Raw genomic sequence first — 12174 nt, forward strand, 5'->3', positions numbered from 1 at the left:
CAGGGGCGGCCGCCGAGGTCAGTCGTCCTCGTCCAGGTCGTGTTCGGCGCGCAGCGCCGCGGCTTCCGTGGGCCGATCGAGCAGATCCAACACCCGAGCCAGCAGCCAGGCCGTCTGGCGGACCTGCCGCGAGGCGGCCGGCAACCCGCCGAGTACGCGGCGCAGCAGCGGCTCCGCCTCGGCCGGCCGGTCCAGGCGCAGCAGCAGCTCACCGATCAGGGCCTCCACCTGGGCGGCCTCGCCGAACGCCTCGATCGAGCGCAACCGGTCCGGCACCCCGGTGAGCCGGCCCAGGGCCTCGTCCGGGCGGTCCGCACCGGTGAGCACCCGCGCTCCGGCCTCGGCCGCCAGTGCCAGCTCGTACAGCACCGGCGGTTCGGCCTGCCCGGCCAGCTTCGCCGCCAACGCGTCCATCACCTCGACGGTGCGCAACGCCGCGTCCCGGTCGTCGGCCCAGAACCAGGCGTACGTCTCCCGGCGGCGAGCACGCAGCTCGTCGAGCGGCAGGTCACCGAGCCGGTACGCCTCGGCCGCGGCGGCGAACCGCTCGCCCGCCGCCGCGTCCCGGTCTGCGTCGTAGAGGATCCCGCCGGCCTCCTCCAGAACCTGCGCCCGGTGCGGAAGGTTGTCCGGTCCGTCCAGATTGCCGGCCAACTGCTCCAACAGCGCCAACGCGGGATCGATCTCACCAAGTCCGGCGTAGACGCCGGCCAGCAGGTGCCGGCAGCGGTCGGCCTCCGCCTGAGCGCCCAACCGGTCCAGACCGAGCACGGCCTCCTCGGCGACCTCGGCGGCCTCGGCTAGCCGGCCCACGATCCGGTACGCGTTCGCCAGCTCCCACCGCAGGAACGCGTCCCCCTCGGCGCCCCGCTCCACGCACAGCGTCACCGCCTCGACGAAGTCGTCGACCGCGTCCGCAGCCTGGCCGGCCGCCAGCAAGGCACGGGCGCGGGCGACCCGGACGGGCAGCTCCGCGTCCGCCGGTGCCGCCTCCAACGCCTCGTCGCAGGCGGCCACGGCGTCCGCCGGATCGTCGACCAGCCGCGCGTACGCCAGGCAGGCACCGGTGATCACCTCGCCGACACCCAACTCTCGGCCGATCCGGCGTGCCTCGTCGACGGCGGCGCGGGCCTCGTCGACGCGGTCCAACTGCTCCAGCAGGTGCCCCCGGTGCAGTGCGATCCGGGCCGCCAGGTGCCGATCGCCGCCCGCGTCGGCCGGTACCCGGTCGAGCGCGGCGAGCGCGTCCGCCCAACGTTCGCGGTGCAGCAGCGCCAACGCCACCCGGTCGTGTCCGGCCGCCCGCTGCTGGGCGTCGCCGAGCCGGTCCAGGACGTCGGCCGCCTCCCGGGTCAGCAGCAGGCCCTCCTCGGTGTCCTCGTCGGACCGGGTCAACAGCACGCCGAGCCGCCCGGCGACCGTCTGGGCCGCCACCTCTTCGCCCGCCTCCCGGTACAGCTCCAACGCCGCCCGATTCAGCGTGATCGCACCCTCGATGTCGTCCTCGTCGCCACGCTCCGACGCGCGCAGGGCCAGCCGGTGCGCGGACGTGCGGACGGGCAGCTCGGCGGAGCCGAACCGGTCGTCGAAGGCAACCAGCGCCGCCCGGAAGGTGCCCCGGTCGTGCCGGCCCCAGCTCCGCTCCGCGAGGTCCAGCAGATCGTCCGGGCCGGCGTCTTCAGGCACTGTCACGACCTGTGGTTCAGCCCTGCCGGTTCGCACCCGCCGGGCCCGGTCCGCGGACGACGCCGCTGTCCCCGGCGCGCCGGCCGGCTCGTCCCCGACCGGTCGGGCCGGACGGCGGCGGACGCTCGCGGACAGCGGCACATGCTCGCCGCTCGCCCGCACGGCCAGCCGACTGGCGATCCACTCCGACTGGTGGCTCGTGCCGTTACGGGCGTCGAAGCGGGCGGCCAGACCGGCAGCGGTTTCGGCCAGCTCGTCCGCCAACGACGCCGCCGACACCTCGGCGGCCGGCCGGCCCTCGGCGGCCCGGCGGTACACGGCCGACGGGCCGGCCTGACGCAGGGCCGCGGCGGCCGCCGCCGAGAAGTGCATGGCGGCGGCCGGCGACGGCGGCCGGTCCAGCCAGTCCAGGTGCCGCTCGACCAGCTCGATGGCTCGCGCCTCGTTGCCGGTCAGCGTGCAGAACTCGACGTGGTCCGCGATGTCCCACAGGTTGGCGAGATTGCCGCGCTGCCGGCGGTACGCCTCCCGGTGCGCGTCCCGCGCCTCTTCGACCCGCCCGGTCCGCAGGTACGGCAGGAGCAGCGCGGTGAGGATCGACTGCGGCTGCTCGTTGCAGTTGAGCCGGCCGGCGAGCACCGGCTCGGCCAGCTCCACCGCCTCGACGTCCCGCCCGGTGTCGGCGAGGTAGCCCACCTGGCTCGTGGGGTCACAACCGGCGCAGTCGGACAGGGCGTCGCGCGGGGTGGTCTGCCAGAGGCGGTACCAGTGCGCCGCGGCCTCGACGTCGCCCACGTGGTCGGCGACGCGGAAACGGTGCTTGTGCACGGCCTGCAGGCTGTGCCCGCCGGCCCGGTAGCGGCGTTCCATGTCGTCCAGCACGGCGTACGTGCGGTCGAGCGGCACCTCCGGGAAGTTCAGCAGGCCGTTGATCATGTACTTGAAGTGCCAGAGCAGGTTGTGCAGGTGCCCCTGGTGGTACGGCTGCGGGTCGCTGTCGAACTCGGACAGGCACCAGGAGAAGGTCACGAAGGACTTGGCCGGCTCACCGCCGTAGATGTAGCCGGTGGTGGCCTGCATCCGGGTGACGAATGCGAGGTGCCGGTCGTCGGCGGCGTCCACCCGGCGCAGCAACTGCTCCAGGGCGGCGATCTGCCCCGCCCCGTACGGCATGTCGGCGATGCCGCGAAGCACCCGCCACAGATCCTCGTCGCTCATGCTCACTCCCGTCCCGGGACAGCCCGGCCGAGCAGGCCGAGGAAGGAATCGTTCAGCAACGCCGCGTCGGCGGCGCGGATCGGATGGTGGCCGAGCAGCAGCGCCTGCCCGTACAGCGCCTCGATGGCCAGACCGACCAGCTCCGGATCGCTAAGCACGGTCACCCGTCGTACCAGCGGGTTGCGGTGGTTGAGCACCAACTGCGGACGGTCCGGCGGGGCGGTGGCGGCGAGCGCGTCGAGCACTCCACCCCACAGCTCGTCGGCCCGGTCCCGGCTGGCCGCGAGCTGGTCGTTGAACGCCGCCGACCGGCTGACCAGGTAGAGCGCGGGCAGGGAAACCGGGTCGTACGCCCGGATGACCACCTCGCAGCCGGAACGCTCGACGGCCCGCTGCGCCGCCGCGAGGAACTGTCGCAACGCCAACTCCACCTGCGGGTCGAGCGCGTCGAACCGGGTGGTGAGGTCACTCGGCTCCAGCCGCTCGATGAGCACCGAGCGGTCCACCACCGGCAGCCGCTCGATCAGCTCGGTGTCGTACGTGTAGCCGGCGTTGACCACCGCCAGGTCCTGCGCGGCGGCGACAGCGGCCAGTTGACGGAACTCGTCCAGGCTGGCCGCGTAGCGGACCACGCCGTAGCGCTCCCGGAACTCGGCGAGGGTGAGCGTGCCGACGTTGGTGTCCATGGGCCACCACCGGTCGACCAGCCGGAGCATCTCGTCGTCGTGCAGCGCCAGGGCCTTCACGCCGAGGTGGTGCACCTGGAGGAACTCGGCCAGCCGGTGCGGGTCGTGCCGGGCCAACCGGACCAGCCAGCCGCGCACCTGGTCGCCGAGTGCCTCCCGGGTCGCCGTCAGCAGGGTGTCCTCGTAGAGGGCCTCCCGGCTGGCGGTCGGGCGCAGCTCGGTCGCGTCCACCACGCAGTGTGCGAAGAACGCCCATTCCGGCAGCAGCCCGTCGGCGTTCTCGGTGAGCAGCATCCGCTTGAGGTAGACGCGGTGCCCGGCCCGGGCCGCCGGGTTCACCGGCGTCGGCAGGATGACGGCGACGCCGGTCAGCCCGGCCTCCGGCACGGCCAGCGGCAGGACGTCGAACGGGTCCACGCCGAGCGTCTCCCGGGCGTACCGGATCAGCGCCGCGCGGTCCAGCGGCGCTCCCGGCGTGGTCGGCCAGGGCGGCTCCCCGGCGGTGGTGACGACGTCGCCGACGCGGACGGTGACCGGCAGCAGCGCGCCGAAGAGCCGGGCCAGGTCGGTGACGGTCGCGGTGGTGAACCACTGGTCCGCGTCGCGGCGGGGCACCAGCGTGACGGTGGTGCCCGGCTCGGCGCGAGCGGCCTCCGGCGGGGCCACCGTCACCGCGTATCGGCCGTCGGCGTACCCGGTCCAGCGAACCGTGGGCTCGTCGCCGTGCCGGGTGAGCACCTGGATCTCGTCGGCCACCAGGAAGCAGGAGAGCAGACCGATGCCGAACTGGCCGAGGAACTCGTGCCGGGAGAAGCCGAGCTCGTCGCGCTTCGAGCTGCGGCCGATGGTGGCCAGCAGCTCGTGCACCTGCGCCTCGGTCAGGCCGATGCCGGTGTCGTGCACCCGCAGAGTGCCGTCGCCGGTGCTGTCCGGGGGTTCGATGCGTACCAGCGCCGGCGCGTCCGGTTCGGTCCTGCGGCGGGCGGTGATCGCGTCCACCGCGTTCTGGAGCAGCTCACGGACGTAGACCCGCGGGCTGCCGTAGAGGTGATGACTGAGCAGGTCAACCACGCCACGTAGGTCGACCTGGAAAGTGTGATCCACGCCTGTTGTCTCCCCGTCCCGATATCGGCGCTCACCGTACCCATGATCACCGACCGGCGCGGTCCCCTCTCTGCCCGGCGGCTTGACCCTCGACCCGGTCGAACCGGCACGGTCGCCGGCATGACTTCCTCCGCTCTGGGCCGGGACATCCAGCTCCTGTGGTCCGCAGCCGTCTCGTCCCGGTTCGGGGACGCGCTGCGTACCCCGGCGCTGGCCCTGCTGGCCGCGACAGTGACCCGTGATCCGCGGATCATCGCGGCGGTCACCGTGGCCGGGCAGTTGCCGCCGCTGCTCTTCGGCCTGCTCGGCGGCGTGTACGCGGACCGCTGGGACCGCCGTCGGACGATGGCGGTGGTCGACGGGGTACGCGCGGCAGTGGTGGCGGCGCTGGCCGTGGTGGTCGCGCTCGACCGGGTCAGCGTGCTGGTGCTGCTGGTGGTGGCGTTTCTGCTCGCCACGTTTGGCACTCTCTTCGACTCCGCGTCGTTCGCGCTACTCCCCGCGCTGGTGCCACCGGACGCGCTGCCCCGGGCGAACGGTCGGCTCCAGGCGGGGGCGGCGGTGGCCGGTGGCTTCCTCGGGGCGCCCGCCGCCGGTGTCCTGTTCGCCGTCGCCCCGGCACTTCCGTTCGCAGTCGACGCCGTCACCTTCGCGGCGGCAGCCCTGCTCGTGCTGGCCCTCAGTGCGCCTCCCGCCAGCACCCCGGAAACGGCACGGCGGCGCGACACTGTGTGGGGCGAGATCGTCGAGGGGCTGCGGTGGTTGGTGGCGCACCGGACCCTGTGGCGGGTCACCGTGCTCACCGCCGCGAGCAACCTGGCGATCAGCGGAATCATGGCGGTGCTGGTGCTCTACGCGCTGGACGTGCTCCGGGTGCCACCGGCCGGGTACGGGCTGTTCGCCGCCGCCGCCATCGTCGGGGGTGTGGCGGGGGCGCTCGGGGCGGGACGGCTCGCCGCCCGACTCGGCACGGTGCCGGCGCTGCGTGCGGTGCTGGCAGTGGAGACCGTGGCGTTGACCGGCTTCGCGCTGGCTCGGCATCCGGTGTCGGGCGGGATCGCGCTCGCCGTCTTCGCCGCCGGCACCGTGGTGTGGAACAGCCTGTGGGCGTCGTACGGGCAGCGGCAGGTGCCGAGCGAACTGCTAGGGCGGGTCGGTGCGGCCCAGCGGATGGTCGGTCTGCTCACCGCACCGCTCGGGGCAGCGCTCGCCGGGCTGGGCGCCGCGTCGTACGGCACGGCGCCGGTGGCGGGCGCTGCGGCGGCGACGTTCGCGCTGGTCACCGTCGCCGCGTGGCGGACACTGCGACCGGCTGTGTCCGCCGTGTCGAGCGGCGCGGGTTAGCCCGGCGTCCGCTCCCGGTGCGACAGCCCGGACAGGCGCAGCGCGATGCGTCGGCGGGCCGGTGGAACGGCACCGAGCAGCCGGAGCAGCACGTCCCGGGCGGGCCGACGAGCCGGTGAGACACCGGCCATCCTGGTCAGCCCGGCGGCGAAGCTCAGCACGTCCTCGGCCATCGGCCGCTGCCGGGCGGTGTAGTCGTCGAGCAGCGTCTCCGGGCCGCCGTCGAGCACGTCCGCCACTGCGGTGCCGAGTGCCACCGCGTCGCAGATCCCGAGGTTCATGCCCTGCCCGCCGGCCGGGCTGTGCACGTGCCCGGCGTCGCCGGCCAGCAGCACCGGTCCGACTCGGAAGGTGTCGGCGATCCGGTGGTGCACCCGGAACCGGGAGCCCCAGAGCACCTCGGTCACCCGGTCGGGTCGTCGCGCCGGGCCACGCTCGTCGAGCAGCGCCTGGAGGTAGGCCGCGTCCGGTTCGGTCGGGGCGTCCGCCACGGCGGCGACCAACCGGACCACCCCGCCGGGCAGCGGCGCCCAGACCAGCGGCCCGGGGCGGGCGAGGAAGAGCGCCGCCTCGTCGCGGGGCAGCACGCTGCGCACCCGCACGTCGGCGAGCACGAAGGATTCCTCGTCGCTGCTGCCGGTGAAGCCGATGCCGGCCAACTGTCGGACCGTGCTGTGCAGGCCGTCCGCGCCGACCACGAACCGGGCCCGCAGCGCCGCCCCGTCGACCTGCGCGAGCATGCCGTCACCGGCGCGGCTCAGCCCGGTGAGCTGGCACTGCCGTCGTACCTGGACACCGCGTTCAGCCAACTTCTCGGTGAGCACGGCCTCGGTGACCGACTGGGAGACCAGCAACGCGTAGGGGAAGCGGGACGGCAACTCGTGGAACGGCACCGACAGCAGCACCCGGTCCCGGTCGCGCACCGTGAAGCGCGGCGTCCGCACCGCCTGGGCGATCAGCGGCGCCGCGGCGTCGATCCGGTCCAGCACCTCCAGGGTGTACGCGTGCACGACGGCGGCGCGGGAGGTCGTCGGCGGCGCGGCCAGCCGGTCCAGCACTGTCACCTCGACGCCGCGCCTTGCCAGCGTCAACGCGGTGGCGAGACCGGTGGGGCCGGCACCCACCACCAGGACGTCGGTGCTCGTGGGCAGCATGGCCACCTCCAGGAAACCGTTGCCAACAGTTGTTGGCAAACGCTTGTTGGCAACGCTAGGACCCGCCCGATTGCGTGTCAACACTTGTTGGCCTACGGTCGTTGGCATGACCCGGTCCGCCCAGTCGACCCCGCCCCGACGCTCCGACACCACCCGGGCGGCGATCCTGCGAGCGGCCCGGGAACGGTTCGCGGCGGACGGCTACGAGCGCGCCACGATCCGGGCCATCGCCGCCGACGCCCAGATCGACCCCTCGATGGTGATGCGCTACTACGGCAGCAAGGAGGGGCTGTTCGCGGCGGCGGCCGAGTTCGACCTACGCCTGCCCGACCTGACCTCGGTGCCGCCCGCTCGACTCGGTGAGGTGCTGGTCCGGCACTTCCTCGCGCGCTGGGAGGGCGACGAGACCCTGGTGGCGCTGCTGCGGGCCGCCAGCACCAACCCCGGCGCGGCCGAACGCATGCGCGGCATCTTCGCCGACCAGCTCACCGCCGCCGTGGCCACGTTCGGCGGCGACCCGGCGCTGACCGCCCGACGGGCCGGCCTCGTGGCCAGTCAGATCCTCGGCCTCGCCTTCACCCGGTACATCGTCCGCCTGCCGCCCATGGTGGACACCCCGCCGGACGACCTGGTCTCCTGGATCGCGCCGACGCTCCAGCGCTATCTGACCGGAATGCCACCGGGCTGACCCAACCTTTTCCCACCTCCCGTGCGTCTGCCAGTTGACGCGCACAGCGCGACGGCCGGGAGGGGGGCGGATGGCGCCGCCGAAGGACGACGGACGCGACGGCTACCTCGCCTTCGTGGAGAACCACCAGCACCGGCTGCTCCGCGCGGCCTACCTGATCTGCGGCAACCAGCATCAGGCCGAGGACCTCCTCCAGGACGCGCTGCTGAAGCTGGCGCTGCGCTGGCCCTCGGTCCGCAACGGCGACCCCTCCGCGTACGTGCGGGCCATCCTCTATCGCGACTCGGTGTCGTGGTGGCGTCGCCGACGGCGGGAATGGCTCAGCGCCGCACCGCCGGACCAGGTGGCCCACGACCGTGACGGCGCGTTACGGCTGACGATGCACGACGCGCTGGGCCTGCTGCCACCACGGCAGCGGGCCGTGCTGGTGTTGCGCTACTACGAGGACCTGACCGAGGTCGCCACCGCCGAGGCGCTCGGGGTGACCGTCGGCACCGTGAAGAGCCAGTGCCACGCGGCGCTGCGCCGACTCCGCGAGGTCGCCCCGGACCTGGCCCGCGATGCCCGACCGAGCCAGGGCTCGGCCGATCTGGCCAGCGGCTTGGAGGTGAACCCGTGAACGAGCAGGAACTGCGCCAACTGCTGACAGTCAGCGTCGAGGACGTGCTGCCCAGCCAGCCGGCCGCCGCCGGATGGGAGCGGGCTCGGCGTACCCGGCGTAACCGGCGGGCCGTCGGAGTGGTCGCCCTGGCCGTGCTCCTTGTCGGCGGTGGCACCGTTGCGGCGCTGCGACCGCCCGCCGATCCGGCACCGGTCCCACCGGTCGGCCCGACGGTGACGCCGACGGCCGATCCCACCCACGCTGGTCCGGTGCAGCGACCGCCCGCAGACCTGACCTACCCGCCCGATCCGTTGGCGAAGCTCGGTGCCCCGGCGACGGTGCCGCTCTCCGAGCGGCCGGTCCAGCGGGCACTGGCACTGTTCCAGCCGCTTGACGAGGAGGGTCGCGAGGACGGCCCGGTTCGGGTGCTCGGCAACGACGGCGTGGTGCGCAGCCTCGACGTGGTGCCGCTGGCACCCACCCGGGACGCGAGCGGCAACGCGGCAGCGGCCCTCAAGCCGGGGGTGCTGTCGCCGGACGGCCGGTCGGCCGCGTTCGCGCAGACCAAAGAGCTGATCATGATCGACCTCACCACGGCGGCCGTCCGCCGGATACCGCTCGACGGCTACCTGGAGCAGGTGGTGTGGGCGCACGACCGGGTGCTGGTCGGGGGCGACGACCGGACGTACGCGGTGGACCGGGCCACCGGGGCGGCCAGCACGATCGACGTGTCGACCTGGGAGTTGATCGCGCCTGACCCGGCCGCCGGCCGCGAGGCCCCGCTCATTGAGACGTACGGCGAGGGGACCAGCCTGCAGTTGCGCAGCCGAACCGCCCGGGAGGGCAAGCTCCGCTCCGAACAGCCGATCAACGCCTCGGCGTTGCCGTCGCCCTACCAGGTCAACGAGTTCTACGGCCGGGGCTGGCTGCACGGCGAGCGGCTGGCCCGAGCAGCCTGGATCACCAGCGGCGAGATCGACGGTGCCGAGGGTGCCGCCGTGCTGGACGCGCGGACCGGGGCGGTGCTCCACCTGCTCGACCTGGGCCGGGAGCGCGGCAAGGGCTGCTGCGAGGTGCTGGGCTGGGACAACAGGGGCGCGGTGCTGCTCCGACTGGAACCGGCCGCCCTGGCGCGCTGGCATCCGGAGACCGGCGAGATCACCGGAATCGTCCGCGACCTGCGCGGCGTGATCGTGCTGGCCAGCTGACAGGGGTCGCGTCGCCTCGACGTGATCGACTCGGGTTCATGGATACCGCGGTGTCCCAGCGAAGGGGACAGCCCGACATCCGGGAACCCGAGTCGATCACACGACGAACCGGTCAGACGGCCAGGCCGCCGGGCTGATCGCCCTTGACCACTGGCGCCCGGACCAGGTTGCCCCACTCGGTCCACGAGCCGTCGTAGTTGCGCACCTGCGGGTAGCCCAACAGGTGCCGCAGCACGAACCAGGTGTGGCTGGACCGCTCGCCGATCCGGCAGTACGCGATCACGTCGTCGTCCGGGCTCAGCCCGAGTTGGTCGGCGTAGATCACCTTCAGCTCGTCGGCCGACTTGAACGTGCCGTCCTCGTTGGCGGCGGACTTCCACGGCTTGCTGACCGCGCCCGGGATGTGCCCACCGCGCAGCGCACCCTCCTGGGGGTAGTCCGGCATGTGCAGCATCTCGCCCGTGTACTCGCCCGGCGACCGGACGTCGACGAGCGGCCGGCCGGACGCGACGTGCGCCATGACCTGCTCCCGGAAGGCCCGCAGCGGGGCGTCGTCACGCAACGGCACCGGATAGTCGGCGCGCGGGCGAGCCAGCTTGTCGCGGGTCACCTCGCGTCCCTCGGCGATCCACTTCTGCCGGCCGCCGTCGAGCAGTCGCACATCGGCGTGACCGAAGAGCGAGAAGACCCAGAGGGCGTACGCGGCCCACCAGTTGAAGTTGTCGCCGTAGAAGACGACGGTGTCGCCCCGGCCGATGCCCTTCGCGGCGCACATCTCGGCGAAGCTCGAGGCGTCCAGGTAGTCCCGGGTCACCTGATCGTTCAGCTCCAGGTGCCAGTCGACCTTGACCGCACCGGGAATGTGACCGGATTCGTAGAGCAGCACGTCCTCGTCGGACTCGACGACGACGAGGCCCTCATCGCCCAGATGCTCGGCCAGCCACTCGGTGGTGACCAGCCGCTGCGGGTCCGCGTACGACTGGAGGCGGGGATCGGGATCGTTCGGCACAGACATGATCCCCAAGGTACGCCGGATCGCCGCCAGCGACCGCTGTAACGGGACCGGCCCACCACCCGCACGGGGTGGTGGGCCGGTCGGCCGATCCACTGGCTACTGGTCGCCGGCCTGCGCCGGGTTGCTGGGCGGCGGGTTGCCGACGAAGAAGATGAAGGATGCCGAAGCCGACTCGGTGCCGCTCCGGTCGATGCTCCAGACGGTGAGCATGGTCAGCCCGGCCTTGGCCGGCGTCCAGGTCACCGATCCGGTGCCGTCGGCCGCCGCGGCCACGGTGCTGGTCACCGTGTTGAAGCTGTAGCGGTAGCTGACCACGTCAGCCTGGCGCGGCGTGAAGGTGAAGACACCGGGCACACCCGGCGCCCCACTGGTGGCGCCCTGCCGATAGACCGTCGCGGTGATCTTCGGGGTGGTGGACAGCACGAAGGTGCTCGTCGTGGTGGCGGTCACGCCGTCGGCGGTCACGCTGGTCACGGAGAGCGTCCGGTTGCCGCCCCTGGTGGCGGTGACGGTGAGCGCTGCGGTGCCGTCGGCCGCCGCCTCGACGGTCTGCTCGGGGTCGCCGTCCAGTTGGAACCGGTAGCGGACCACCCCAGCCATCTGCGGCTGCACTGTGAACGTCGTCGGCACGCCGATCTCAGTGAGTCTGCCGGTGACGATCGGTGCGACGTCGCTGGCCCGGAACTCGTACCTCGCCTCGGGAGACCTGTTCCCGGCCGCATCCAGGCTCCACACCAGGAGGGTGTTGGGGCCCGCATCGGGGTGGAGCGTGACGGTTGCCGAGCCGCCGAGGTGGTCCGCCGACACCGCGTGGACGCCGTCCCCGCCGAGCAGCTCATACCGGAAGCCGACCGCGTCCGGTGTCGCCGCCGCGTCGAAGGTGAACCGACCCGGCAGCGCCGGGGTCCAGCCCTCGACGGGGAAGTCGGTGGAGGTGACGATCGGGGCGACCACCGGGCCTTGGAAGTCGGTCCGGAGATAGCAGAGGCCGCTCCACTCCCCGGTTGCCCAACTGTCCGCCGCCCGCACCTGCCACGCGTACACCCGGTCGTGGGTGAGCGTCTCCCGTTCGACGAGGACGCTCTCCCGATCACCTTCCCGACCGTACTGGCCGAACCGTTCGATCCGAGCGGTCGGCTCGTCGACAGGCCAGAGCGCGAAGGTGGTGGTCAACCTGTCGGTGCCACCGCTCTCGTTGATGTCCTGGTCATGCAGGATGGCGGAGAGCGCCACATCGTCGTTCTGCCACAACTGGTACGGCTCGGCCGTCGTACACGGTTCGCCGGAGGTTTGCAGCTCGGTCGGCGCGCCCGGTGGGTTGTTGGCACCAATGGGAAGCTCGTTCGCTGCGGCCGGCGCGGCCGGGAGCGTGAGGATCCCGGCGGCGACCGCCACGGAAAGCCCCACGGTCAGCAGGGCCCGGGCCGGTCTTGCGGATGTCGTCGTGCCAGGCATGAAGGTCATCCCTCA

Annotated in this window: 9 protein-coding genes; 4 read left to right on the forward strand and 5 right to left on the reverse strand. The window is 72.9% G+C overall.

Annotated elements, in window-relative coordinates:
• Nucleotides 1–18 precede the first annotated feature (18 nt).
• Entirely contained in the window at nt 19–2904 is a 2886-nt protein-coding gene (locus ACFYPG_RS11250; protein ID WP_387351608.1) for a hypothetical protein, read from the reverse strand.
• A 2-nt stretch (nt 2905–2906) separates the two neighbouring features.
• Nucleotides 2907–4694 (reverse strand): HSP90 family protein, encoded by a 1788-nt coding sequence (locus tag ACFYPG_RS11255; RefSeq protein WP_355004588.1) that lies wholly within the window; start codon nt 4692–4694, stop codon nt 2907–2909.
• A gap of 120 nt (nt 4695–4814) precedes the next feature.
• On the opposite strand from ACFYPG_RS11255, the gene ACFYPG_RS11260 reads away from it, so the two are divergent.
• On the forward strand, nt 4815–6038 hold the full coding sequence (locus ACFYPG_RS11260) for an MFS transporter (RefSeq protein WP_387351610.1): 1224 nt from the start codon (nt 4815–4817) through the stop codon (nt 6036–6038).
• On the opposite strand, the gene ACFYPG_RS11265 is transcribed toward ACFYPG_RS11260, so the two are convergent.
• Nucleotides 6035–7231 (reverse strand): FAD-dependent oxidoreductase, encoded by a 1197-nt coding sequence (locus tag ACFYPG_RS11265; RefSeq protein WP_387351612.1) that lies wholly within the window; start codon nt 7229–7231, stop codon nt 6035–6037. The genes ACFYPG_RS11260 and ACFYPG_RS11265 overlap by 4 nt on opposite strands.
• Nucleotides 7232–7298: 67 nt before the next feature.
• On the opposite strand from ACFYPG_RS11265, the gene ACFYPG_RS11270 reads away from it, so the two are divergent.
• From ACFYPG_RS11270 to ACFYPG_RS11280, 3 genes are all read left to right on the forward strand, one after another.
• Complete coding sequence (locus ACFYPG_RS11270) at nt 7299–7880, forward strand: TetR family transcriptional regulator (RefSeq protein ID WP_387351614.1); 582 nt, start codon at nt 7299–7301, stop codon at nt 7878–7880.
• A 70-nt stretch (nt 7881–7950) separates the two neighbouring features.
• Nucleotides 7951–8499, forward strand: a complete 549-nt coding sequence (locus ACFYPG_RS11275; RefSeq protein ID WP_355004584.1) for a SigE family RNA polymerase sigma factor — start codon at nt 7951–7953, stop codon at nt 8497–8499.
• Nucleotides 8496–9689 (forward strand): hypothetical protein, encoded by a 1194-nt coding sequence (locus ACFYPG_RS11280; protein ID WP_387351616.1) that lies wholly within the window; start codon nt 8496–8498, stop codon nt 9687–9689. Before ACFYPG_RS11275 ends, ACFYPG_RS11280 begins: the two co-directional genes overlap by 4 nt.
• Nucleotides 9690–9801: 112 nt before the next feature.
• Here ACFYPG_RS11280 and ACFYPG_RS11285 read toward each other — a convergent pair whose 3' ends face one another.
• A complete protein-coding gene (locus ACFYPG_RS11285) occupies nt 9802–10704 on the reverse strand; it encodes a sulfurtransferase (protein ID WP_387351618.1) in 903 nt (300 codons plus the stop codon).
• A 96-nt stretch (nt 10705–10800) separates the two neighbouring features.
• Nucleotides 10801–12168 carry a hypothetical protein gene (locus ACFYPG_RS11290; protein WP_355004581.1) on the reverse strand — a complete coding sequence of 456 codons (1368 nt, stop codon included), beginning with the start codon at nt 12166–12168 and terminating at the stop codon, nt 10801–10803.
• Nucleotides 12169–12174 lie beyond the last annotated feature (6 nt).

Origin of the sequence: Micromonospora sp. NPDC005553 (assembly GCF_042871765.1) — a bacterium.
Lineage (GTDB): Bacteria > Actinomycetota > Actinomycetes > Mycobacteriales > Micromonosporaceae > Micromonospora.

Coding starts and splice junctions, on each gene's coding strand:
- ACFYPG_RS11250 (WP_387351608.1), bottom strand. CDS start 2,904: ATGAGCGACGAGGATCTGTGGCGGGTGCTTCGCGGCATCGCCGACATG.
- ACFYPG_RS11260 (WP_387351610.1), top strand. CDS start 4,815: ATGACTTCCTCCGCTCTGGGCCGGGACATCCAGCTCCTGTGGTCCGCA.
- ACFYPG_RS11270 (WP_387351614.1), top strand. CDS start 7,299: ATGACCCGGTCCGCCCAGTCGACCCCGCCCCGACGCTCCGACACCACC.
- ACFYPG_RS11275 (WP_355004584.1), top strand. CDS start 7,951: ATGGCGCCGCCGAAGGACGACGGACGCGACGGCTACCTCGCCTTCGTG.
- ACFYPG_RS11285 (WP_387351618.1), bottom strand. CDS start 10,704: ATGTCTGTGCCGAACGATCCCGATCCCCGCCTCCAGTCGTACGCGGAC.
- ACFYPG_RS11290 (WP_355004581.1), bottom strand. CDS start 12,168: ATGACCTTCATGCCTGGCACGACGACATCCGCAAGACCGGCCCGGGCC.